Source organism: Exiguobacterium sp. s130 (genome assembly GCF_018619055.1).
GTDB lineage: Bacteria > Bacillota > Bacilli > Exiguobacteriales > Exiguobacteriaceae > Exiguobacterium_A.
The window spans coordinates 123,959-145,768 of sequence record NZ_JACSNI010000003.1 but is presented as its reverse complement, the minus strand read 5'-3'; the positions used below and the strand labels follow the sequence as shown (position 1 = coordinate 145,768).

At 50.5% G+C, this 21,810-nt stretch carries 39 protein-coding genes and 1 pseudogene; 5 read left to right on the top strand and 35 right to left on the bottom strand.

Annotation, left to right across the window (positions count from 1 at the left end):
- Window positions 1–35 precede the first annotated feature (35 nt).
- The 12 genes from HZS85_RS08345 to HZS85_RS08290 all read right to left on the bottom strand — a co-directional run bounded on the left by HZS85_RS08345 (window position 36) and on the right by HZS85_RS08290 (window position 5,730).
- Window positions 36–599, bottom strand: coding sequence for a GIY-YIG nuclease family protein (locus HZS85_RS08345; protein WP_214854979.1), 564 nt, complete (start codon window positions 597–599; stop codon window positions 36–38).
- A gap of 89 nt (window positions 600–688) precedes the next feature.
- Complete coding sequence (locus tag HZS85_RS08340) at window positions 689–898, bottom strand: hypothetical protein (protein ID WP_214854977.1); 210 nt, start codon at window positions 896–898, stop codon at window positions 689–691.
- Window positions 899–1,559: 661 nt separating this feature from the next.
- Complete coding sequence (locus HZS85_RS08335) at window positions 1,560–1,784, bottom strand: helix-turn-helix domain-containing protein (RefSeq protein ID WP_214854975.1); 225 nt, start codon at window positions 1,782–1,784, stop codon at window positions 1,560–1,562.
- A complete protein-coding gene (locus tag HZS85_RS08330; protein WP_214854973.1) occupies window positions 1,781–2,047 on the bottom strand; it encodes a hypothetical protein in 267 nt (88 codons plus the stop codon). Before HZS85_RS08330 ends, HZS85_RS08335 begins: the two co-directional genes overlap by 4 nt.
- A complete protein-coding gene (locus tag HZS85_RS08325) occupies window positions 2,044–2,313 on the bottom strand; it encodes a hypothetical protein (protein ID WP_214854971.1) in 270 nt (89 codons plus the stop codon). The genes HZS85_RS08330 and HZS85_RS08325 overlap by 4 nt, the downstream gene beginning before the upstream one ends.
- Before the next feature lie 274 nt (window positions 2,314–2,587).
- Window positions 2,588–2,995 (bottom strand): hypothetical protein, encoded by a 408-nt coding sequence (locus tag HZS85_RS08320; protein WP_214854968.1) that lies wholly within the window; start codon window positions 2,993–2,995, stop codon window positions 2,588–2,590.
- Window positions 2,992–3,354 carry a helix-turn-helix domain-containing protein gene (locus HZS85_RS08315; RefSeq protein ID WP_214854965.1) on the bottom strand — a complete coding sequence of 121 codons (363 nt, stop codon included), beginning with the start codon at window positions 3,352–3,354 and terminating at the stop codon, window positions 2,992–2,994. Before HZS85_RS08315 ends, HZS85_RS08320 begins: the two co-directional genes overlap by 4 nt.
- A gap of 10 nt (window positions 3,355–3,364) precedes the next feature.
- Window positions 3,365–4,117 (bottom strand): DNA cytosine methyltransferase, encoded by a 753-nt coding sequence (locus HZS85_RS08310; protein ID WP_214854962.1) that lies wholly within the window; start codon window positions 4,115–4,117, stop codon window positions 3,365–3,367.
- Between the two features lie 19 nt (window positions 4,118–4,136).
- Complete coding sequence (locus HZS85_RS08305; protein ID WP_214854960.1) at window positions 4,137–4,427, bottom strand: hypothetical protein; 291 nt, start codon at window positions 4,425–4,427, stop codon at window positions 4,137–4,139.
- Window positions 4,427–4,663: a hypothetical protein gene (locus HZS85_RS08300; RefSeq protein WP_214854958.1), complete on the bottom strand. Its 237-nt coding sequence runs from the start codon at window positions 4,661–4,663 to the stop codon at window positions 4,427–4,429. Before HZS85_RS08300 ends, HZS85_RS08305 begins: the two co-directional genes overlap by 1 nt.
- 87 nt (window positions 4,664–4,750) lie before the next feature.
- The gene (locus HZS85_RS08295) at window positions 4,751–5,194 is read right to left on the bottom strand and encodes an ArpU family phage packaging/lysis transcriptional regulator (RefSeq protein WP_214854955.1); all 444 of its coding nucleotides are present in this window, start codon (window positions 5,192–5,194) and stop codon (window positions 4,751–4,753) included.
- Window positions 5,194–5,730, bottom strand: a complete 537-nt coding sequence (locus HZS85_RS08290; protein ID WP_214854952.1) for a dUTP diphosphatase — start codon at window positions 5,728–5,730, stop codon at window positions 5,194–5,196. The genes HZS85_RS08295 and HZS85_RS08290 overlap by 1 nt, the downstream gene beginning before the upstream one ends.
- Before the next feature lie 21 nt (window positions 5,731–5,751).
- Here HZS85_RS08290 and HZS85_RS08285 point away from each other — a divergent pair, with 21 nt between their 5' ends.
- A complete protein-coding gene (locus HZS85_RS08285; RefSeq protein WP_214854949.1) occupies window positions 5,752–6,042 on the top strand; it encodes a hypothetical protein in 291 nt (96 codons plus the stop codon).
- A 92-nt stretch (window positions 6,043–6,134) separates the two neighbouring features.
- Here HZS85_RS08285 and HZS85_RS08280 read toward each other — a convergent pair whose 3' ends face one another.
- The 19 genes from HZS85_RS08280 to HZS85_RS08190 form a co-directional block, all read right to left on the bottom strand.
- Window positions 6,135–6,452 (bottom strand): Rossmann-fold NAD(P)-binding domain-containing protein, encoded by a 318-nt coding sequence (locus tag HZS85_RS08280; protein ID WP_214854946.1) that lies wholly within the window; start codon window positions 6,450–6,452, stop codon window positions 6,135–6,137.
- A 4-nt stretch (window positions 6,453–6,456) separates the two neighbouring features.
- Window positions 6,457–6,975, bottom strand: coding sequence for a Holliday junction resolvase RecU (locus tag HZS85_RS08275; RefSeq protein WP_214854944.1), 519 nt, complete (start codon window positions 6,973–6,975; stop codon window positions 6,457–6,459).
- A complete protein-coding gene (locus HZS85_RS08270) occupies window positions 6,930–7,133 on the bottom strand; it encodes a hypothetical protein (RefSeq protein ID WP_214854942.1) in 204 nt (67 codons plus the stop codon). Before HZS85_RS08270 ends, HZS85_RS08275 begins: the two co-directional genes overlap by 46 nt.
- Window positions 7,109–7,405, bottom strand: a complete 297-nt coding sequence (locus tag HZS85_RS08265; protein WP_214854940.1) for a hypothetical protein — start codon at window positions 7,403–7,405, stop codon at window positions 7,109–7,111. The genes HZS85_RS08270 and HZS85_RS08265 overlap by 25 nt, the downstream gene beginning before the upstream one ends.
- 492 nt (window positions 7,406–7,897) lie before the next feature.
- Window positions 7,898–8,602 carry a hypothetical protein gene (locus HZS85_RS08260; RefSeq protein WP_214854939.1) on the bottom strand — a complete coding sequence of 235 codons (705 nt, stop codon included), beginning with the start codon at window positions 8,600–8,602 and terminating at the stop codon, window positions 7,898–7,900.
- Window positions 8,599–8,886 carry a hypothetical protein gene (locus tag HZS85_RS08255; RefSeq protein ID WP_214854938.1) on the bottom strand — a complete coding sequence of 96 codons (288 nt, stop codon included), beginning with the start codon at window positions 8,884–8,886 and terminating at the stop codon, window positions 8,599–8,601. The genes HZS85_RS08260 and HZS85_RS08255 overlap by 4 nt, the downstream gene beginning before the upstream one ends.
- Complete coding sequence (locus tag HZS85_RS08250) at window positions 8,883–10,202, bottom strand: replicative DNA helicase (protein ID WP_214854937.1); 1,320 nt, start codon at window positions 10,200–10,202, stop codon at window positions 8,883–8,885. The genes HZS85_RS08255 and HZS85_RS08250 overlap by 4 nt, the downstream gene beginning before the upstream one ends.
- Complete coding sequence (locus HZS85_RS08245) at window positions 10,162–10,524, bottom strand: replicative helicase loader/inhibitor (protein WP_214854936.1); 363 nt, start codon at window positions 10,522–10,524, stop codon at window positions 10,162–10,164. The genes HZS85_RS08250 and HZS85_RS08245 overlap by 41 nt, the downstream gene beginning before the upstream one ends.
- Before the next feature lie 4 nt (window positions 10,525–10,528).
- Entirely contained in the window at window positions 10,529–11,353 is an 825-nt protein-coding gene (locus HZS85_RS08240; RefSeq protein WP_214854933.1) for a DnaD domain protein, read from the bottom strand.
- A 19-nt stretch (window positions 11,354–11,372) separates the two neighbouring features.
- The gene (locus HZS85_RS08235; RefSeq protein WP_214854931.1) at window positions 11,373–11,819 is read right to left on the bottom strand and encodes a single-stranded DNA-binding protein; all 447 of its coding nucleotides are present in this window, start codon (window positions 11,817–11,819) and stop codon (window positions 11,373–11,375) included.
- Window positions 11,820–11,842: 23 nt separating this feature from the next.
- Entirely contained in the window at window positions 11,843–12,013 is a 171-nt protein-coding gene (locus tag HZS85_RS08230) for a hypothetical protein (protein ID WP_214854930.1), read from the bottom strand.
- Complete coding sequence (locus HZS85_RS08225; RefSeq protein WP_214854929.1) at window positions 12,010–12,657, bottom strand: ERF family protein; 648 nt, start codon at window positions 12,655–12,657, stop codon at window positions 12,010–12,012. Before HZS85_RS08225 ends, HZS85_RS08230 begins: the two co-directional genes overlap by 4 nt.
- A gap of 12 nt (window positions 12,658–12,669) precedes the next feature.
- Window positions 12,670–13,170 carry a siphovirus Gp157 family protein gene (locus tag HZS85_RS08220; protein ID WP_214854928.1) on the bottom strand — a complete coding sequence of 167 codons (501 nt, stop codon included), beginning with the start codon at window positions 13,168–13,170 and terminating at the stop codon, window positions 12,670–12,672.
- Window positions 13,167–13,616, bottom strand: coding sequence for a hypothetical protein (locus HZS85_RS08215; protein WP_214854927.1), 450 nt, complete (start codon window positions 13,614–13,616; stop codon window positions 13,167–13,169). Before HZS85_RS08215 ends, HZS85_RS08220 begins: the two co-directional genes overlap by 4 nt.
- Before the next feature lie 13 nt (window positions 13,617–13,629).
- On the bottom strand, window positions 13,630–13,812 hold the full coding sequence (locus HZS85_RS08210; protein WP_214854926.1) for a hypothetical protein: 183 nt from the start codon (window positions 13,810–13,812) through the stop codon (window positions 13,630–13,632).
- Complete coding sequence (locus HZS85_RS08205) at window positions 13,809–14,108, bottom strand: hypothetical protein (RefSeq protein WP_214854924.1); 300 nt, start codon at window positions 14,106–14,108, stop codon at window positions 13,809–13,811. Before HZS85_RS08205 ends, HZS85_RS08210 begins: the two co-directional genes overlap by 4 nt.
- Window positions 14,109–14,363: 255 nt before the next feature.
- A complete protein-coding gene (locus tag HZS85_RS08200) occupies window positions 14,364–15,116 on the bottom strand; it encodes a Rha family transcriptional regulator (RefSeq protein WP_214854922.1) in 753 nt (250 codons plus the stop codon).
- Between the two features lie 13 nt (window positions 15,117–15,129).
- Complete coding sequence (locus HZS85_RS08195) at window positions 15,130–15,372, bottom strand: helix-turn-helix domain-containing protein (RefSeq protein ID WP_214854919.1); 243 nt, start codon at window positions 15,370–15,372, stop codon at window positions 15,130–15,132.
- Between the two features lie 63 nt (window positions 15,373–15,435).
- Complete coding sequence (locus HZS85_RS08190; RefSeq protein ID WP_214854916.1) at window positions 15,436–15,657, bottom strand: helix-turn-helix transcriptional regulator; 222 nt, start codon at window positions 15,655–15,657, stop codon at window positions 15,436–15,438.
- 217 nt (window positions 15,658–15,874) lie between these two features.
- Between HZS85_RS08190 and HZS85_RS08185 the strand changes: the two genes are divergently transcribed.
- The 3 genes from HZS85_RS08185 to HZS85_RS08175 all read left to right on the top strand — a co-directional run bounded on the left by HZS85_RS08185 (window position 15,875) and on the right by HZS85_RS08175 (window position 18,736).
- Window positions 15,875–16,327, top strand: a complete 453-nt coding sequence (locus tag HZS85_RS08185; protein ID WP_214854914.1) for a helix-turn-helix domain-containing protein — start codon at window positions 15,875–15,877, stop codon at window positions 16,325–16,327.
- 467 nt (window positions 16,328–16,794) lie between these two features.
- On the top strand, window positions 16,795–17,541 hold the full coding sequence (locus HZS85_RS08180) for a hypothetical protein (RefSeq protein ID WP_214854912.1): 747 nt from the start codon (window positions 16,795–16,797) through the stop codon (window positions 17,539–17,541).
- A gap of 79 nt (window positions 17,542–17,620) precedes the next feature.
- Window positions 17,621–18,736, top strand: a complete 1,116-nt coding sequence (locus tag HZS85_RS08175) for a tyrosine-type recombinase/integrase (protein WP_214854909.1) — start codon at window positions 17,621–17,623, stop codon at window positions 18,734–18,736.
- Between the two features lie 222 nt (window positions 18,737–18,958).
- On the opposite strand, the pseudogene HZS85_RS16880 reads toward HZS85_RS08175, so the two are convergent.
- The 4 genes and pseudogenes from HZS85_RS16880 to HZS85_RS08155 form a co-directional block, all read right to left on the bottom strand.
- Window positions 18,959–19,042, bottom strand: a pseudogene (locus HZS85_RS16880) (prepilin-type N-terminal cleavage/methylation domain-containing protein); the annotation flags it as partial.
- A gap of 17 nt (window positions 19,043–19,059) precedes the next feature.
- Complete coding sequence (locus HZS85_RS08165; protein WP_251137902.1) at window positions 19,060–20,001, bottom strand: type II secretion system F family protein; 942 nt, start codon at window positions 19,999–20,001, stop codon at window positions 19,060–19,062.
- 14 nt (window positions 20,002–20,015) lie between these two features.
- A complete protein-coding gene (locus HZS85_RS08160; protein ID WP_214854907.1) occupies window positions 20,016–20,858 on the bottom strand; it encodes an ATPase, T2SS/T4P/T4SS family in 843 nt (280 codons plus the stop codon).
- A gap of 62 nt (window positions 20,859–20,920) precedes the next feature.
- Window positions 20,921–21,307: a Spx/MgsR family RNA polymerase-binding regulatory protein gene (locus HZS85_RS08155; RefSeq protein WP_214854906.1), complete on the bottom strand. Its 387-nt coding sequence runs from the start codon at window positions 21,305–21,307 to the stop codon at window positions 20,921–20,923.
- 224 nt (window positions 21,308–21,531) lie between these two features.
- On the opposite strand from HZS85_RS08155, the gene HZS85_RS08150 reads away from it, so the two are divergent.
- Entirely contained in the window at window positions 21,532–21,795 is a 264-nt protein-coding gene (locus HZS85_RS08150; RefSeq protein WP_023467555.1) for a DUF2626 family protein, read from the top strand.
- The last annotated feature ends 15 nt before the right edge of the window (window positions 21,796–21,810 follow it).

Genomic DNA, 21,810 nt, shown 5'->3' with positions numbered 1-21,810 from the left:
AAGTCATCACCTCCAAAATTGGCATTTATCTGCCTTCATTTCATTGCATATTGGCTCACTTCGTCCTCGCTGAATAAGTTCAACCGGAAGATTTCACGTTTGAATCGGTCCTTGAAACGAAGGAGCATTTTAGCCGCCTGCTTCTTGTCGCTCTCGTACTCCGGAATCAAATACAGATAGATGGCGTTGAGCATCGTCGCTCTGACCATCTGCATCGTATCCGTGACATCTAGCTCCTTCTGATTCTCCGCATCAACGAATCGCAAGAACTTGTTTTGCTTCTCTGTCAGTTCGATCTCCAACTTAGGCGTGACGATTACCCCTTCACCACCTAACGTCTGGTTATATCCTTTACCGAACGTTTCGAGCTTCTGAATCCACGCGATTTCCTTCTGCATCAAATCTTCTTTCGTTACGGCTGTATCGATTTTTTGAACAGTGAAATTCTCCACACCATTCTTCCGAATCGCTTTTCCGATGTAGGTATCTGCTTTACAGTGTTCCGCGAATCTCTTTTCAAGTGAACGCCCTGTAACTCCGACATATTGCTTGCCATTGACGTTGTTGGTGATGCAATAAACAATTCCTTGTAGCTCCATAGTGCGTTCCCCCTCTCTCTTATGCTCTGCATCCAACTGACAACATCCGCTCGATGCAAGGCACAAAAAAAGACGCCGGTTAGGGCGCCTTACGTTACTTTGTCATATTCTTTTACTAGAAACGCGGTAGATACTTCAAGGGTTCCTATTACGGTGTCTATTTTAGCCATTGTACCGTCTTTGGTAACAGCTATCACCTTAACGTTTAGAGCATGCTCGTATCCTTTTCGTTTATACTCTTCGCCTTCTTTCGGCAATGCTTTTAACCCTACGTTTTCTAACCATGTATCAAAATTCATGCTTCTTCCTCCCTTACCTCACTCCGGGCGGTTCGCCCCTGTCTAACGTCAACCGGTACAACATGTGACTCTCGTTCTTCGTACGCCCATCGCAATCCTCAATGCAGATAATCGCTGTCTCGCTGAACAGCGTCTTGATCACACCACTACGGTTCGGCAAGGATTTATACGTCGTCTTCACGCGGTCATGCAGTTTCAGTTTCGACAAGTGCCTTCTCTCCCTTCGTGTACTCCAAGCAACGGGCGGTACCCACTGGTTGCAGGACACGAAAAAACCGCCTGGCACCTCTGCAGACGGTTGCTATTTCCCTTACGCTAGGAAAGGTTGTTCGGACAAACGCTCGCAATCCATATAACTGCGGCAACAGTACTACTACATACATTGCTCTGGCTTATCCTGCAAACAACGCACGACCACTCCGCCCGACTGGATCGTCTTCCTTATGTGTGTGGCTGCGTCATGCGCTGTTGGCAAGAGGCGATGGTCGAATCACGCAAGGAGTGGATGATCCGGGTCTCGCCTGTTGGTGTGACGTCCTACATGAAAGGAGGGACATGTAAACTATCACAGTACAAGCATATCGCAGAAAAGCGTACCACTTGTACCCGTTTTAGTTCCCTTTTAGTACCCCTCAAAAAAGACGCCCCGAAGGACGCCTGCTTATTCTTTCTTTTTTAGGCACATTTCTATTTCGCTTAGTTCTTCCGCGGTGAAATCAAACTCCGTCTTCAACCGTTCTACATAGCTTCGTGTCAATGGTTGCACTCCACTTTCGATTGCCGACAGTTCCGATAGTCTGATTCCGATTCGGTCTGTCATATCCTTCATAATCATGTCTTTCCTAATCCGATACTTCCGCATGACACGCATGAAGTTTGTAATCATCGTCTACTCTCCCTGTCGTAACCTACACCGAAAAAATGTTCCATTCTTTCTTCTTTCATTTTCTTCACACGTTGTTCGTAATGTTCGTTCATTTCCTGGACCTTCTGATTAAATTCCTGCCGTCGTTCTTCCCACTCACGATCCGATTCTTCCACTGCTTTGTTGAAAGCCTTCCGTTGTAAAATAAATAAGGTAGCCACGAATGCCAGCATGACGATGAGGGCGATGCCGATGCCACATGCGATAATAAGCAAAGTATTCATTCTGTCTCACCTCGTTTCGTTGGCGTGCCCGTTAAAATGTCTATTAATCTCTTTTGTGATTCAATGATCTCGTCGTAACTTTTCTCCCACCTTGCTACACTCCGCCGTAATACTTCGTTTTCGTTTAACAAAATGCGAATATGTGCATTATCTAGATTGAGACGGTTAGGTGTATCACACAAAGGGCATTCGATGACGTGATCCTTTCGTGATGATTCATACTTGGATGCATTATCGATTTTTTGTTGCAATTCCTCTTTATTCATTTCCATTCTCCTCTTTTCTTGTATTCTTCCCGAACCATATTGTAGGATCTCGCACTTAGCAATCTACCTGCCTTACGACTGCGTTTGCGGCATTTGTAGAAGCGCTGCCGTTTCGCTTGGTCTACCATTTTCCAATACATGACCCATTGCAGAGACATGAAATCACTCAAAAATCCTTCTGGCAACATGTTCCGCTTGTTTCCTCTTTGCTTCTTGAACCTCATTCTTTCCCCTCCTCGAAAAACACATCCACCTCTGCAGGTGTATACGGACCTCATTTCACCGTGTAGCCTTTGACTTTAATCAATTCCAATCTCCCTTTATCAACCTTGGCTTTGATGTGGATTTCCATTTCTGGATTTAATCTTTGTAATTGTCGTATCATACTTTTTTCTTGTTTCGGACACGTTACTGGCACTCGGGCATTATCGTCGATGATGTAAATAAGATTGTTGTAGTCATAGTCTTGATCCTCTTTGTAGCGGATACTCATAACTTGATACGTTTCGTACTTCGTCGTAACACCTCGGAAACGTTCTTTGAAGTGATGGAAAGGATTCAGTCTATCCGACATAATTAATTCTGCTATTTCATTGGCAATCATCCAAACGATCCCGATACCCATACAAGCAGTGATTGCAATTAAAATAAACCCGATTACAATTTCAAACCATTCTGTCATTCTGCTTCCTCCATTCCAATAAATCCATGTCGTTTCATGGCATTTTGCACCTTGCGTATCGAGCACCCGAAGTCTTTCGCGATCCGTTCATACGACCAGCCCCAGTTGTAGCGAAGATGATAGAGGTAGAAGAACGGGATCTCGTCCCGGTTCCCTCTATTCGGTTTGCTCACCGTTCCACTGATTGCCTTCCGCCATGCCCCGTATAGCCCGTGATGCTTCATGTAGCGGATGACGGTTGCCTCTCCGACGTGCAAGTGCCGTGCGATCTGCTCGACGTGTACGCCCTTCTGACGCATCTGGATCGCTTCCGTGCATTCGGTATGGGTCAAGGTCATGCGTTGCTTCCATGTACTCATGCCACCCCTCCTAGTAATTCGCGATCATCTTAAACACCGGATAGATCTGTTGCGGGACCACCGCGTTCCCTAACGCGATCAATCGATCTCGGTCCACCCCTTTGGCAATCCCATCATCCACTCGACAAATTCCGGGTTCGGGTACTGACCAATGTAGTTCGGAAAATTCTCGCCAATGCTTCCAGGTAACACTTTGCCATGTTTCCCGTTCGCTTCCGATGGGGCGAGTGGTCGAATCTTCTTGTACGACTGGCTGGCAGTCGGGGTGGCGAGCAACCACGAAGACCCGTTCACGCTTGTGGGGCGCGCCGACGTCTGCAGCTGGTAGAACGATTGCCCGGACCTCGTAACCTTCTTCTTCCAAGTCATTGACGACGACGGATAGACCATTGTTAACGTGTCCGTATACGTTTTCGCCAACGACCCAAGTAGGTCGAATCTCTTGGACGAGTCGGAAGAACTCGCCCCATAGGTAGCGCTCGTCCGCTTCGCCTCGTTGCTTTCCAGCAAGGGAAAAGGGCTGACAAGGGTATCCACCGGAAATAATGTCAATTGTTCCATCGTGTGTGATCACCCCATCCTTGATTAAAGTTTCTTTTGTTAACGTACAGACATCATCGTAGATCGGCTTATCCGGGAAATTCTTCGCGAGGACTTTTTGACAGAAGGTGTTCTGTTCGCAAAAGGCAACCGTCTCGATCCCTGCCCATTCGGTCGCCAGTGCAATGCCACCAATGCCAGCAAATAACTCAATGCTTTTCATCGCTCATTCTCCTTGTCGATCAAAATAACTTCTCCTGGTAATCCCCTTGCGCGATCTCCCGTTCGAGGTTGCGCTTGATTGCCGCGAAACGCGCCTCCTGTGCCTCGTCCCACTTGCCGTGTACCTCGACATCCCCTTGCATCACCCAGACGCGTGAACGGCTGATGACGCGCCCTCGTTGCGGATATTCGCTGTGTTTGTAGTGCTTGACCCACGACGTGAAGTGAAGCGCATCCCCCTCGACGTCGAGCTGTCCGAAATGCCGTCCCTGATCGTTCGTATAGGTCGCGGCGTAGATCCCGTCCTGCATCATTGGTTGTCCCAATTATCGATTTCAACTGCGAATCCTCGTTCTTGAAGAATTTGTGTTGTTCCTTTGTGACAAGAACCGTAAAAAGAATGAGTTGAGAGATAGAGACGATCTTCTGCATTCGTTTTGCTTTTCACCCAACCACAGCCCATATCCAAGTCAATCTTTAGATAGTGAGTGTCTGACTTGCACTGGTCGAGTTCTTCCCATGATTTAATCAATGTTCTATTGTTCATCTCGTCATCTCCCTTTTGCTACCGACATTGATGTCGGCACCTGATTAGATTTACTTTTATCCCGAACCACCGAGAGGCGCATGCCCCTCAGTATTCCTCTCCGAAGTGCTCATGGATCCGGACGAGTAGCTTGTGCTTGATGCGGTAATACTGTTTGCGTGTCCCGATGTGCATGTCTCGCATGACGCCTTCATCACTCCGATAATAGCGCGGATCGTAGAGCAGGTCCCAGAGCTCCCGCTGTTGTTCGTCGATTTGCGTGCTGTAGATCGTATGCAAGAGGGCGTACCGCTTCTCGAGGTAGGCGACTTCGCTCATGACCATCGTGTACCGTTCAATCTTGCTCGATGGCGCTTGATTCGTCTGGACCTCGCTCGGATGATATCCTGGTGTCATCTTCGTCGCCGCTGCTTCTGCCATCGCCTTCTTCGACTCGATCCGACTCGGCAAGGTGAAGTATTCCTTCAAATGCTTCGCTGCGGCTTTTCGCTGTGCCTTTGACAATCGGAGCTCGACTAGTTTCTCCTGCATCAGTATCCCTCCGCGATTCTTTCGTAATTCCGACCGTTTTTCCGCTCGTACATGTTCAGGATGTCCTCTTCCGTGTAGCCGAGTCGCTCCAGGATCAGCGACCACGCGGCGAGCATCTTCGACGTGTCATTCGCCTGCAAGAGGTTGATGTAGAGGTAATCAAACGTCTCGTTCTGCAAGACGAACGTCTGGCGGTCGAACTGGGCACGGTCATACTCGATCGCACGCGGCGTCTTCTTCGGGTAGTCCGTCATCAGTAGCGAGCAGTAGAAGTGGAGCCAGTCGATTGCTTCTTCGAGCAGTTTCGTCGGATCCATGCGCTTGTTGCTCCAGTACTTGAACGTCTTCGTCTCGTTGATCATCTCGCCTGCTTCGACGAGCAGGGCGACGTAGCGCTTGCTGTGCAGATCATAGGCGAACTCATCCGGCGTGATGCCACGGGATTCGCAGATGCTGTGGTCGAGCAAGACCTGCTTCTCGCAGATCGCTTCGAGTGTCGACTGGCTGATGATGAGCGGTTGCGGTTCGTGTGTCATATGTGGTAGCTCCTTCTATGTGTGGGATATGTGTTGCTTGAAGCGGATCGTCTCGACCCGTTTGAACCAATCGCTCACCGTATGCTCGCTGACGCCCCATTCCTGTGCGAGGCGTCGTTTGCGTTGCATGCGGTCGCGTCTGTCCGGCTCGCTGTTGAACCGGTCGTAGAGGGCTTCCAGTTCCTCGTCAGAGGGGCGGAGTTTCCACCGCCCGTAATGCACAATCTCGAAGAAATGGACCCACGTGTCGATCGTCGTCTTGGTGACGCCGTAATGAACGGCGAGTTCCTTGCGTGTCAAGCCGACGTCTAGCATCAGGTATCGAAATTCTTGTTCCGTTGGGCGTCGTGACGGGCTAGGCATTGCCTTCTCCTTTCTAGTCGTCTAGCTAAGTGATGGGGCGATTATTGACGTTTTAACGCTTGATGCAGTGATTCGATGATTTCAATCGGTACGAAACCATGCACCGATCCGTCGTAATACCGTTCGAGACTAGCGACCACTTCTTCATCACTCGTGACATCTTTCGCAGATACGAATTGACTGCCAATCTTGATAGCTAATTCCATCGAGCGGTAGTCTTCCTTATCCGTATCAATTCGAGGGTGACAATAGTAAGCCCAACCCGCTTGAATCGATAAAGAAATACCGTTTCCGTAACGAAGATGTTCAAAAGATTGGAACGATTCGTCTGTTTTCGTGAGTAATCGTAAGAATTCCATAACTTCACCCCTCTCCCTTAATCGCGTCCATCCAGTCCACCGCGCACCCCTGCGACGCCGTGATCTCCGTCCCGCATGCCTCGAACGTCGCGAGCGGGATCGATGCCCGGTTGCTGTATTTCGTCCAGCCGTCCCACGCCTTCAGGAACGCGTCTGGCGGTAAGAGGTACATCTTGCCTACGTCGCTGAATCGGACGAGCAGGAAGGTGGTCGTATGGAGCTTGTCGAGCGTGCGGATCGTCTCCGCCTGATGCGCCTTAATGTTTTTCAGCGGGAAGCTCTTGCCCTTCGTCTGCTTGGCTTCGAAGAACACGCCCCGTCCGCCCTGTAGCGTCCCGAAGTAGTCGAGTCCGTTCGCCTCGGCGTAGATGGTCTTGACGATCTTGCCTGCGTTGCCCCGGATCGTCTTGACGCCCGGCTCGCTCTTGAAGATGAGCGCCTTGCCTTGTAGCTTGTAGACCTGATTCGCCTGATTGATCATCGTTTCGAATTCTTTCCCTGCCCGTTGTGATGCTCTTGCCATCTCGTCCAGCCGTCCTTTCGTAATGTGTCGTATTCGTGTGCGATGAAATCCCCGTATTGCCAGACACGTTGCGTCGCACCCGTCTCCTTCTCGATCTTGTACAGCGTCACGCCCCGCAAGAGATGCGTCCGCTTCACACCCGGTGCAGTCCACGCCATCCGCGCACCTCCTGCTCCTTTCCGGCGTAGCGTCGTGTCTGCGTCTCCCGTGCCTCTAAGGTCGTCACGTAAGGTTTCCAGCCTTCCTTGCGATAGAGACGGAGTGCTTCACCGAACGAGAGCTGGCGATGCGTCCCTTTCTTGATGTCGTAGAGGTCATGCTTCGAAGCGAGAGACAACTGCTGGTCTCCTTTGATGAGCACGATCCGCCCATCGTATTTGTACAGGTAATCCGTCAACTGCTTGAACTGCTTGATTTTCGTCATCTTCATCTATGTCAGCCCCCTGTGTATTCGAATATGAGCGAGTAAAGCGTCGTCTTCGGCAATTCCTGATCATATATCGCGATGAGTTTCCAGCCGCGTCCAGTGAAGTCCTTGAGGATGGCGTCACGTCGGGTTTCGCCCGTTGCTCGTCGGAAGGTCCGTTCCCCGATCGGCGGCGTCAGCTTGGAGCTAGGTTTCGGTTTGCGACGCATTCGAGGCGAAGATGTAGCCGCTTGTTCTCGCTTTGCAGCCGCAAGTTCTCGACGAGCAACTCCTCGTACGTCTTCTGCTTTTTTGGCATCATCGGTGCCTCCAGGAGCGGATCCTTGATGCCGGTGCCTTCAATCTGAATCTCGACGACGCCCTCTTGTTCGAGCAAGCCGTACACTTCCGAGACGGTCATGCCGAGTGCCTTGCCGATATAGGCGAGCGAACGACCATCTGTGTAGAGCGTAAGGGCGGTGCGTCGTCTGCGTTTGATCTCGCGAGCGTCCGGATTCATAGCGTCTGCACCCGTGTGAACGTCACCTTCTCGACCTTCACCAGTTGTCCGTTGCGATCCTCGACGTCGAGCGTGCTCGTGATGACCGCGTTCTGCATCTGACTCGCGATGAAGTGGATCCATTTCGCGTTTTCCTTGCGCTGGGCTTCTTCGAGCAACTCCCATGTGCTGACGCCTTCCGTCGTCTCGACCGGTGCTGGTACGGCTTCCTGTACGTCCTTCTTCACTTCTGCGATGGTTTCTGTCATCTCTGGTTCCTCCTTCGATAGTTGTTCGACCGTGTAACGTTCCGAGAAGCCGTCTACTTCCGTCGTGACAGCAGATTCTCTCTTGGCTGCATGGCGTTCTACCATAGTGTGAGATTTCGTTTTGTTCGATGCCTCTAGCGCCAACTGTCTTAATTTCGGGTTATCATCGATACGCATCCGTAAGGTGGGATACTTTACTCCGATTGCTTCCGCAACTTTCGGTAACGTCATTCCTTCCTTGAGCAGGCGTTCTACTTCTTCGAAGTCGATATTGATGCGAGGACTTCTCCACTTTTTCTCTTTCTTCGGTGTGTATTGCTCCCCGATGGTCCGTTCGACGCTTACATCCTTTGTAATGTCTTCCACCTGTTTGACGTCCAATCCATGCAGGGTGGCGATCTGTTCGACCGTCATGCCCCGCTTGAATTGTTTGGTGATGATCTCTGGCGTCATCGTTGTTCCTCCTTTGGTTTTTCGCCCCACCGGGCACGGTTCTGTTCGATCCGGTAGCGGAGCGCGTCATTCGTCCGCTCGTTCGCTGCCGGGTTCGTCTTCAGTCGTTCGTGTAGCTCCTGAATCTTCTGCGTGTCGTCGTTCCAGTTCAGGTAATGCCGTGCCCGTAGTTCATCGATGAGCGCGATCAGGGCGTCCGCTTGTTGCAGCAAGGTCATGTCGTTCAACCGTTTCGCCCGTCCCCGTTCGAGCAGGGCTTCCGTGTACAGCTCCTTGACCGTCATACATATGCCGGGTCCTCGTAGGAGAGGATTTTGCCGAACTCTTTCTGGAAGAGGAGTTTCACCGTCCCGGTCGCCCCCTCTCGTTGTTTGGTGACAATGATGTCGACCGTGTTGCGGTCTTCCGTCTCCGGATGGTAATACTCGTCGCGGTAGAGCATCATGACGACGTCTGCGTCCTGTTCGACGGCGCCGGAGTCCCGTAGGTCACTCATGACCGGTCGCTTGTCCTGACGCTGTTCGACGCCTCGTGAGAGCTGGGAGAGCAGGATGATCGGTACGTCGAGCTGTTGCGCCATGACCTTGAGGTCGCGGGAGATTTGGGCGACGCGTTGATTGTCACTGTTCGTCTGGATCGCGCTCGTGATCAGTTGTAGGTAATCGATCAGGACGATGTGCTCGGTCGTGCCGTATTCCCGTTCGAAGCGTTTGCGGTCCTGGATGATGGCTTGTCGGATCATGCGGGTCGTCATCCCCGTCGCCTTGTGGATGTTCATCGGGAGGGCGGCGGCTTGGCTGGCGTGTGCTGCGAATTTGTCCCAGTGTTCCGGACTCATGCGGGATCCGTTCGACAGGTTCTTCGTCTGGATGTTCGAGATCGAGGCGAACAGGCGACGTCCGACTTGCAGGGTGCCCATCTCGTAGTTGAAGAGCGAGACCCCGACGGTACGTTCTGCGATGTTCTTGCCGAAGTTCAGTGTGACGGCAGTTTTTCCCATCGCAGGGCGCGCCCCGATGACGATCAGCTCACCCGGTTTGAAACCATCGAGCATGAGGTCGAGTTCGTTGAAGCCGGTCTGGATGCCGGTGACGAGTCCCTTCTCGGTGCTGAGGTCGCGGAACATGTCGGTCATGATGTCCTTCATCGTCTGGCTCTCCCCGACTTGCTTGCCCAGTTCGAGTACCGTCAGTTGGTGCAGCAGTTCATCGATCGTCAACTCGTCGTGCGTGAAGGCGGTCGCGAGGCGTCGGGCTTCCCTCTCCTTCGAGAGTTCGCGGACCTTGTCGACGTAGAAGCCAAAGCTCCCGGTCGTCAGGACCGATTCGATCGCGTCCGTCAGGTAGTCGAAGCCGATCAGGTCGAGTGACTTGTCGAGCGCCATGATGAGTGACGGCAGTTCAATCGGTTCCTGCGCTTCCTCCATCTGGCGGAGGGCTTCGAAGATCGTCTTGTTGCGCGGATCCATGAAGTCGTTCGGCTCTAAGATGCAGGTCGAGAGGAGATCGCCGTCTTGCAGGATGCTCCCGATGACGATCGCTTCCGCCTCCGTCGCTTGGTTAGTTTTCAGAAAGGCTACGTTCGATGTCTCGTTTGACACGCTTAATCTCCTCCTTCTCTTGTGCCGTCAATCGGGATGCAACGCCACTGTCATGGCGGATCGTGTTCAGATGGGCGAGGGTCTTCTCGCGGTCGTGCTCGGGTCGGTACGGTGCTTTCTGGATGTAAAGGTCTGCAGTGGTCGGTGGGAAGCGGTTCCCCGCCTTGACGTAGGCGAGGAGCTTGTCTTCCACTTGCTTGGCGTCACAGTCGTCCATGACCTTGTGCCACGCGTTCACCGTCTGCCGGGTCTGCTCGAGACGGGCGTTCGGGTAGTAGGTGACGATGGCATGGAGCAGGATCGCCGTCTCTTCGAAGGTCATGTCTTTACCCTCCGTTCGCCAGCGACAGGAAGCCTCCGGTTTCCTTTGGAGCAGGCTTCGTCTTCGCATGGTAGTCGGCGAGGGTCGTGATGCCTTCGGTTTCCCAGTTGCTGAGGATCTTCTTGATGTAGTTGAGCTTGCGGGCGTTGTTCTCGATGCTGATCTTGATTGCTTGCTCGATGAGGTCTGGTGCATGGTCTTTCATGAGGTGTTGAAGTTCTTCGATGACGTAAGGTGTGACCAGTCCGTATCCGTTTTGTTCCATGAATTTGATGATCGACATCAACGGGTCTTCTTGTTCTTTTTCTACTTCTTTTTCTTCTTCTTTCTTCTTCTTCTTGGGGTACGATTCGTCTAACGATTCGTGGTACGATTCGTCAAGATTGGCTTCACTGTGCGGTTTCACCCGATTGTAGTGTTGCTCGAACGCCTGTCTCACCCCTTCGACCCGGATATACCGAGCCGCTTTCGGGATGAACTCGATCGTCTTCACTTCTGCCAGTTCCTTCATGACGAGATCGACGACCGGCTTGCCACCTTTCTTGTAGCTGTTCTTGCCCCACTTGATGATGAGAAGCTCACGGTTCGCCTCGTTGTATTCGATCATCTTGTGCTGCTCGATAAAGCGACGCATGAGAGAGTTGATCGTCTCGGGGCTGTATCCGAGTTCGTATGCCATCTGTTTGCGGGTGATGCGATAGATACCGATCTGCGTCGTCGCCGGGTTGGTGAGGAGATACAGGAAGAACAGCTTGTCTTCCGGTGTGAACTCCTCCACCACGACCGGGTCACGCCAGAAGTCGGTGTGGACCATGCGGAACGTGCTCATTGTCAGTCATCCTTTCGTGTCAAAATGGGAGATCGTCATCCGATAGGTCGATGCCAGCTTGATTCGAGAATGGATCAGCTCCGAATCCCGACGCTGGCGCTGGTGCTTCCTGTTTCGGTGCGCTCGTCTGTGGTGCCGATGCGCCGTCCTTCTTCGATTCGAGGAACCGGACGCTGTCTGCGACGACCTCTGCGCGGTATCGGCGTTGTCCGTCCTTGTCCTCGTAGCTGCTGATTTGCAAGCGCCCTTCGACGCCAGCAAGGGAACCTTTCTTCAGATACTGGGCGACGTTCTCGGCTTGTTTGCGCCATACTGTGCAATCAATGAAGTCTGTCTCGCGTTTGCCGTCTTGCGTAAATTGGCGGTCGCATGCAAGGGTGAAACGTGTGACGGCGATGCCTGACTGGGTGTACTTCATCTCTGGATCTCGTGTAAGGCGTCCTACTAATACAACTCGGTTAATCATGGTTTATCTCCTCCCAAGCGCCCTTAACGGACGCTCTTTTCGTAGTCTTGGTGGTGCAGGGCGTTCTCGCGTTCTTCCTCTAAGCAGACGTCACAGACGAGCTGGTCGAAGACGTCGCGATCCCCGCCGAACGGGATCATCTGCTGGCAGCGGGAACATTCTTCGAGTTCCTCGTATTCGTCCATCATCTTCATGCCGATTCCTCCTTGTTCGCTTCAGCCGCTTTCTTCTTCGCCGCATCGATCCAACTTTCGAGACCGCTTTTCATCTTGACCGCGAAGTCACGTTCGAGTGCTCCCTGTCCGTCCCAGTTGACGCTTTCGAGGACTTTCTCACGGGAGACGCTCCGTAACCCTGCGAAGAGGTCAACGAGCTTGTTCAGCGTGTCGAGCTCTGTCTTCGTCGCCATGACTGCTTTTGGTGTCGGGTTCTTCGAGGCGTTGTCGCTTGCTCCGTTCGCGTCGTCGTCCACCTCACTCGCTAGTCCGAAGACCGAGGAGAGAGAGTAGCGTCGAGCGTAGGTGATGGCGGAACCAACCGCTTGCGGGGTCGCCTTCTGTCCGATCGGGAGCAGGAGCGGTTCGAACTCGATCCATTCGCCGGATTCGTGCATGAGGAGCGTCTGGACGCCCGCTTTGTCGTTCTCGGTCACTGTGGTCTGGATGTAGCTTAGACCGTGCTTAGGCGCCGTCTCTGCGATGCTGTCGACCACGTTGTCGAGTGGGACGTACGTCGATTTGAAATGTGGGTTCTTCGCCGACTTCTTCGGCTGGGTCACGTCTTGCTGGAAGGCAGCGAGTGCCTTCGCGATGCTTGCGATGGAGTCTGATCGTTTCATGTCCGTTCCTCCTTATTTGATTTGTAGGTTCATCTTGTCGACCAGCCGGGCGCCGTCGATGGCTTCCCCTGCCTTGAGCGCTTTGCTGATCGCTGTCTTGTCCGGCTCCTGCACCGTCTTCGTCCGTAGGAGACCAACTGGCAGGGCGTCCGCGTTCGTGATCTCGACGTTCGTGCTCTTGCGGTAGGACACCGTGAAGAGCGCCGTTTCGAGCTTCTTGACGTCCGCGATGCTCAGGCACTCGTCGACGTATTCGGTCAGGCGTTTCGCCTTCGCCTCGCGCAACTTGCGGCGTTCAGCGAGCCGTTGTTCCTCTGCCTTGAGCGCGGCGGCTTCGTTCAGGAGATGCTGGCGGAAGTGGAGCACGCTCTCAACCTTGCCTTCGAGTGCTTCGTCGAGCGATTCGAGGGTGTCGGCGATGACGTCCGATGCCTGCATATCTTCGAGGTCGAAGGCGGCGATGGCGTTCAGGAGTTCCTGCTTCTGGGCGGAGAGTGCGTATAGGGTTGTCATGTGAGTTCCTCCTCTGGGACGTCTTCGAACGGGATGCATTTTTTGAGTTCGCCGAGCGTAGCCATATCACAACGATCGTCATTCCAATTTGGTTTAATTTCTTCAAACCTAGTTTCGACAGCGACCATATATTTTGAATCCAGTCCAATTTTGTGCCATACATTTTTGGAGTCACGGAATGCCCCGACCCACTCATTCGGTCGTGCTAGCATCTCAGCGCGGACGTCGAATGGCTTTTTGACGTACCAGTTTGTATCCACTTCTTTCAAAAAGCTCTGAACCGTCGCATATGAATATCCGCTAGGTGAAGTTGTGACTAACAGTTGATTGTCAGAGATTTCGTAATGCTGAACTTCGTCTTGTGCTTTAAAATAGACGCGTTTTCCTTCGAGTAACTTCCCGAGCGCTTCACGCCCTGTGATTGGTTCGTATCGTTTCAAATCCATCATCGTTTCCTCCTTAGCGTCCGAGATCCCGGAGAATCTCCATCGCTTGATTGGTATAGTCTTGCAGTTCGGCACTTTGCTCGTCGTTCAATCCGAAACGATTGTGAGCATCGATGATGAGTTCAATCAGTTCGATCAATTTCGGCTGGGCTTCTGCGACTTCCGTTGCCCGTTCTGCGAGAGTTTGGAGTGTCATAACGTTGACACCACCTTCGCGTCGATCGATTCCTCTGCGCCGAGGAACAGGTTGTTCTGTTCGTCGAGGGCGTTCTCGATCGTGTACAGCTCTTCGTGGATCTTCTTCAGGAAGGCGTGCACTGGGTGGTCCTTATGAAGCAGGTGTGACGCGTCTGCCATGTGCTTGTACGATTGTTCGAGTGCCGCGTGGATTGCGTCGATCTTGACCGGACCCTTCGCGACAAGTGCCATGATCTCGGGCGTCGTCTGGACGATCGCGGGAAGCTGGCGGTTAATCTTGTGTGTCGTGACCATATCGTTTCCTCCTTGTGAGGGTGCATGCTACAATGAATATGACTAGTAATCAGAGAGCATGACGCCTTGTGTGTCGTGCTTTTTTATTTGCCGTAAATCCGTTTGACCTCGCTCCAGTTGAACAAGAGGACAATGATGAAGATGCCGATGCCAATTAGGAGAACCATGGCTGTTTACGCTCCACGTAGAGGGTAGCGAGCGTGACCGGGACGAGAAGTAGGTTGATCATGCCGAGGTAGTAGAAGTAGCCGATCATCAGCCGACCTCCTCGATCGTGAGTTGTTGGTTCGCGTGTTTGATCAACAGACGGAGTTCCGTGTCCGGTGCCCATTCCGTGATGAACTCGAACGCGTCATCGAGCTTGCGTTTCGCGAGGTCGCCGTATCGTGCCATCTTGAAGTGACGCTTGAACTCGCTCCAGAACTGGGCGTAGGCTTTCGAACGGATCGATTTGTCGCGGTAGGCGTTCGAGTCAGTGCCGCCAAGTGCCTTGATGACTTGCGTGCTGCCGGACTTCTTGACTTGATACTCTTCCGTCGTGTTGATCCGCATCGAGTTCTTCAAGTAGCTGACGTCTTCCGTGAGTTCTGACAATTGTTGTTCCTGCTCCGCTTGTTGCATCGCGATGCGTGCCGTCAGTTGCGTTTGCGTGAGGGCGAGCGGTTCTTCTTGTTCCATCTGGTGGAATCGATCCACGTAAGTTGCGGTGAAGAGAATGCCTTTATCACCTGTCATCTTGTTCGCGATCATGTCGCAACCTTTGCGAGTGACGAGATAATGTTTATATTTCTTGCCAGTGCCAGCTTGATATTCCGATTCGATGAAGAAATCATCAGAACGCAGATTTGCGTTTTGACTCATGACTTCCGTGTAGCGTTCGACGTCACGAATGAGATCCGCATGACGCTTACCTGTCATGTCTGCGATTTCTCGACTATCGATTGTTTGGATTGATTGCTTACGCTTGGCATCGATGCCAGCGAGCATTTGGAATGTTGTTGTGACCATTTGTGTTTCCTCCTTATTTTTGTTTGCTGCGCATCCACGCATCGAGATCGTCGCGGTGATACCGCACCAGTCGATTGCATTTCGTCGCCTTGAGTTCACCGTCTGCCCGTGCATTGTGTAGCGTGTAATGGGAGAAACCGGTGTATGCGCGTGCTTCCTTCTCGCTCATCCAGACCTTCGCGGTGTGTTGGTCGAGCGCTTCCTGAATCCGTTCATCGATGAGTGCCGTGAGCGATTCTGGGGTAAAGGTCAACATGACCACTTCTTGCATGATGTCACCACCTTTGATATCCTGTAAAACGGGTATTAAATTAAATATTTACCCGTAAATCGGGTATTTTTCTGCAAAAAAAAGTTCTTCAACGGAAGCCTCAAGGATTTCCGCGATCGCTAACGCCAGTCCGACTTGTAGACCGCGTCTCCCTCGCTCGATATCGCTGTACATCTGTGGGCGAATTCCCAAGCACTTGGCGATGTGAATCTGAGTCATCCCGATCGAAAGACGTTTCATCCGAAGCGCCTGACGTACTTCTTCTGGCATGTTTGTCACCTCTTTTCTTCGTTGTGTCTGTCTTACACTTATTACTATATAACTGTAAAACGGGTAAGTCAACCCGTAAAACGGGATTATTTTACTTTGTTTTGCGGAAATACCTGTAAATCGGGTACAATTGACCTCGAAACAGTCATATCGTGGTCATTTTGTAGTACATTCATTTTGTGAGGAATTCGGCGCATTATATAGAAGGAGAGACGATATGATGGAGACTATAGTAAAGGGTGTGCAGTTCATGACGGAGGAAGAACGGCTTGCGAAGATGGCGAGTCGAATAAGAGAACTTCGATCTAAAAAAGGAATCACGCAACTGGAAATGGCAAAACGATTAGGGAGATCGCAGTCTGCTTATGGCGCTTGGGAATCGGGTGAACGGTTTCCGCCGGCTGATGTCATGCCGGAACTAGTAGAAAAATTAGATACAAGTTTTGATTACCTATATTCTAGAAGCAACGATCCTCATCCGAAGTCTGAGCAAGAATTAATATTGAAGGCAGAAGAGAAGACCTTATTGAAATTATTGAATATATCCGAATCGGAAGCCGATATTTTAGGTAGAGAACGATTGAATACGTTATTTAATTTTTATAGATTCCAATTGAACGAAGCATTGAATGAATATAATAATAGTGAAAAAAAGAAGGACGAGCAGTGAGGATTCTCACTCTTTGTCCTTTTTCTCATGGGCTAACGCCTCTATCATCATGTCATTTAAGGTGTAGGGAACTTTCTCTAGCTTTCCAGTTTGCGGATTCAGTACGTGCTTGATCCGCTGCGTGTTCAGAATGGACTCAATTGACGGATTCGATTCAACTACCTTCTTCACTGCTAACACAAGACCGCCTCGTTTCGAAATAAAATACGAACATTTATTCTACATTTGCTTCTTTTCTCATAGTAAATAATCTTGGAAAATAATGCAATAGACCCATTACATTATTTTGACACGTTTGGTATACAATCGTTCGACACGAAACGTCAGACCTTGTCGAATGATATTTCCTTGATCGCAAAAAATCGCCTCATATCGGGAACCAGTTTGAGTTAGAATGAGTATGGATATACATAACATAACTGGAACGCAACGGAATTAGCAAGGTTCTTGCTAAAGGAGGATATAAATTGGAAGAGAGAGAACGTTCGGATAGACGACGATCGAAACGGCGCCTCGTCGGGATTGTCAGCGTGTTCGCGATCTTGTTGCTCGTAGTGGGTGCTTACCAGTGGTTCAATCAGGAGGGCCCCGTCGTTGCGAGTAAACCGAAGCAAGAGACAGCGCAGAAGAAAGCCATCGAACAAAAGAAGGTCGTTGAGGAGAAACCAGAAGCGAAGGAAACGGAAGATCCGGTGCAAGAAGAAACCGCCGAACCGATCGTCGAAGAAGCAGAACCAGCAGAACCCGAGATGACCGATGTCGAGAAGTATCCAGAAGCGATCGAAAGTGTCGTACGGATCGGTGAGAACATGAACGCGATCTATGTCGCAGCAGACGAGCTGGAACAACGTTTCACACCGTATGTAAAAGATGGTGACATTGCCAGATTTGAATTTGCCGGAAGAGACGAATTAAAAGATCTCTTTGTATATGATACCAATCTCTCAATCGAGATCACGTCGAGCACACATTTCGATGCACCGGACTATACGCAAGAAGGTTTTCGTCAGACACGGGAAGCGCATTTGATCATCGCTAAGGAACTGGAACAACTGGACGCACTCCTTGAAGTGTATCGCGGACAGTTCCGCCAAGACCCAGAAGGAACGCTCGCACAAGCCAAGGGCCATTTCGAACGAATCAAAGCGGCCGCACAGATGGAGTTGCCTGGGTTCGAACAATTCTTCAAAACTGCTAAAACCGAAGGCTCCTAAAAAGGTGTACACTGAAGGCACTCAGGTGCCTTTTCTTACAGACAGGAATAGAACGTATGTACGTAAAAGGAGGAGCATCATGCATTACACGATCAAGAAGCTCGACAACGGCAAGTACTGGACCCGCCTCTCGCTGACCGACAAGGACGGTGTTCGGCACCAGCCGAGCAAGACGAAGGACACGCAACGGGAACTGAAGAAGTGGGCGCAGGACATGATCCGCAAGAACGAGGACGGATTGCTCGGGAAGAAGAGTGGCAACATCGAGAGCGTCGCAGCGGAATATCTCGAGGTACAGGTCGGAGTCCTCAAGGAACGGACGCTTTTCAACCGTCATTACGCCTTCAAGATTTTCGCAGGTTCTTTTGCACGACGGAAGTTCGACACATTGACGCGACAAGAGCTGACAGCATGGGCAGACCGTTTCGCTCGCGAGAAAGGACTCAAGACGAGTAGTCGCAATGCCCTTGCCCGTAACATCAATGCTTTGCTCAAGTATGCTTACGAGCATGGATATATCCATGACAAGGAAGCTCGCATCCAGATCAGACGCGAGCACAAGGAGCATGAGAAGACGCTCTGGACCATCGAAGACATCCGGCACTTCGAGACGGTTTACAAGGACGATCCACTCGCTAAGATGTATATCATTGTAGCCCATACCGGGATGCGGAGCAACGAGGTCCGGTCGCTCGGGTGGGAACACATCGACTTCAAGAAAGGCGTGATCCGCATCGAGCGCCAAGCGACACAATCGATGAAGGCAGGACACAAGTCGTGGACGACGCTCAAGTCCGGGCATAGTCGCGTCATCCCGATGAGTGGGCACCTCCGCAAGATGCTCGAACGGTGGCGTTTCGAACAACGGGCGTGGCTTCATGGACACGGTGCGGAGAACTTACAGGATCTCGTCGTCACGCGAGAGGATGGGCGATTCATCTACGATTGTCATTCGGTTCTGCCTTTCCAAGCGATGGCACGCCAAGCGGACCTACCAGTGATCACGCTCCATACACTCCGCCATACGTATGCGACGCTCCTGATCCAGCAAGGACTCCCGCTCACCGGCATCCAGGACTTGCTCGGACATCGGAGTCTCGCGACGACGGTCAAGCATTATCTCCATGTCACGGACGAGATGCGCGACCGCGCGCGGCACCTGCTCGACGACATGTACACGGACAAAAACGCCTGATTTTTCGACGGAATGTGCAGATTGAGTGCAATGACTCTTTTTGTGCGTTCCGTTAATCGGCTGAAAACGTTGGTATGTAAGGGTTTCTATCAACCTATTCCTTTCCCCTTTATTCTCTTTGGCATAGTAAAGGTTTACTTCTGACCGAATGACTCGAATGTTCGCCTCACAACTTACACCTTTCGCCTGATCCTTTCCACTTGTCATCGTAGGAATCAAAACGAGCAGTAATAACGAAATGATCAATAAGACGGCTGCCATCTCCAGTAAGGTGAATCCGTCCTGTCTTTTTAAGAATTGTTTCATCGTATCGTCTCCTCTGTTTAAAATGGAAGCTGCTGTATCGCTAGCTGAATCGGATAATATAAGATGAGAAACAATGTTCCTGTCATGATCGTCAATCCGCCGTACAAAATCGGCTCGATCCATAACAACTTTTTCTCTAACTCCTCTTCCATCGACTCATGCAAGAGCGTCGCTTGTTCAAGCAACAACGGACCAAGATCTCCACTTTCTCGCGCTAAATGGACGATTCCAATCGTCTCGGCTTCGATGATCTCATCTTCGCCAAGCGCTTCTGCAAGTGGTTCCCCCGCCTGTTGTTTAGCATGCAAACGAGCGTACAAATGACCTTTTTTATTCGCTTGTCCTTGCTCTAGATGACGAAAGGTCTCTTCGAGCGAAAAGCCAGCATCGATAAATGATCCTACTTCGATCGTGAATAAATAGCTGTAGTAGAGACGAATCAAACGCTGTAGCGGTTTTAGTCGTAAAATACGGTTTAATGGAAAGAAGCGAAAGAAGAGGTAACCGGAGGTTAACAAAATAACGGGAATACTTGCGAGCATATATTTCGCAGAGGGGTGAAGAAGAAGATGAAGAAATGAGGGGAGAGTTTTCGGGTCCGACATCTCGAGGAGAGATGGAAATACGTAGAGGGCGTAAAAGAAGAACAGCAGGAATAGACTGGTCGCTAGAACAAGCGGATATCGGATCATCTTCCAAAACTTCGATCGCATTTCTGTTTCGAGGTCGAGCAGTTTCACGATTTGGAGAAGAACAAGCAACGGTCGCTCTGTCCTTTCTCCAACAAAAAGAAGTCGTTTTAAGGTATTCGTTAACGCAAGCGGTTCAAGGGATGCTGCAAAGGAGTCTCCTTTTTCAAGACGTTGCTCCATTTCTCCGACCACTTCCGAGAACGGATGACGCTCGAATCGTTTTAAAATGAGTAGTGTCTCTTTCGCGGAAATTCCTTTTGATAACAAGCGATGATATCGTTTTAAGAACCGACTTTGATCGCGGCTTGTAAGTTTCTGACGGTACAGCGGACATCCTCTCCTTTTCGCTCGAGATGAATGATGCGTTGACAGACAGCTAGCTCTGACTCTTCGATACCTAAACTGCGCAATCGTAATCGCGCTTCATCAATACTACCAGCGTGTAGCGTGAACAACACGACGTGACCACTAAGGGCGGCATTCATCGTCAAACGTGCTGCCTCCCTTGTCCGCACCTCACCAAAAGCAATCCAATCTGGATCCGCTCGCAGTATTTCCTCAAAACATCGCGTAGCAGTGAAGCCTGCTTTTTCATTTAGTTCCAGTTGTAAGACGTTTGGTACCGTACATTCCACCGGATCTTCAATCGAGATGATTCGTTTTTCTTCCATTGCACTCATCAAGGAATATAACATCGTCGTCTTTCCTGCACCTGTGGATCCGGAAATGACGATACACCCATGTCGTTGTTCAGCTAACCATGCGAAGTCCAATTGATCATGTAACGTTTGCAAAGCCGTTTCTCGAGAGACCGTCGAACGATAAAAACGCCACGACATCGCATCCCCTTGCCGACTCGGTAACAACGAGACACGCATTCCCTTTTTCCCATGTGGATACAAGCCACTTTGCGGAATTCGTTCATTTTGTTCCTTTAAGTTCGCCTCATAGCGAATATGGCTGACAAGCGTCCGGTAACGTGTCAGTTCTACGTCATCTTGTTCACACAGCCCAGCGCTCGTTCGACAAACGATTCGGACGCGAGTCTCGTTCGGAACGAAATGAACATCTGTTGCACCGAGTGCTTCGAATCGTTCCATGAGTTGTGTCGTCCACTCCTTCATTTCTACTCACCTCCCTACAGCAAACAATACACAAAAAAAAGAAGCCGACCAAACCGGCTTCTTTACGATACGTGTGCCATTGTCCGATGTTTACGCTTCGCTAATGTCTCAAGACCCGGTTTATCATACCCAATAACGAGTTGTTTTCCATCAGTGATGATTGGGCGGCGTAACAATTTCGGGTTATCACTCATGAGGCGTAATAACTCACTGAGTTTCATGTCTTCAATATCAATGCCGAGATCTTTGAAGGCTTGACTGCGTGTTGCGAGCAAACTTTCAATCCCGTCTGTCGATAATTTTAACAGTTCCATGAGTTCATCAACTGTTGGAGCATTTCTGAACAGATGACGTTCCTCTACATCAACATGTTCCTCTTTTAACCATGATTTCGTTTTACGACATGATGTACAGCTTGGATATGTGAAAAAGACTAACTCATTCGCCATTTTTGCTCCTCCTCTCAAAGTGTGGGGTTTCATTACAGTTACTATAGCACGACATTTTGACTTTGTACACCTTTTGTACAACTATTGTACAACTTTTTTTGAAACTTCATCTTTTGTTCACAGTTATTCCTTAACAATCACTAGAACAGGATAGACGAATGATTGTTTGCTTGGTAAAATAAGTACGTATATTGACTATCTGTCGGATTTAGGGGGTTATAGGAATGGGGAGAATGTACCGCGTACTCGGTTTCTGGACTGGTATCATCGCAGTCATGGCATTTATCGGCGCATTGGGTGGCGATGCAAGCTCAAGTGAGCATACGGATTCATTTTTAGTCATGGGCTTCGTCTTCTTGGCACAAACTGTCTTTTTTGCAGCGCTTGGTTACTTGCGTTTAACTGAAAAAACGTATGTCTATATCTTTGGAGCTTACTTAACTGTATTTTTCATCGTCTTTACGTACTGGTCGAACTTCCAGATGTAATGAAAAAAACTCGTC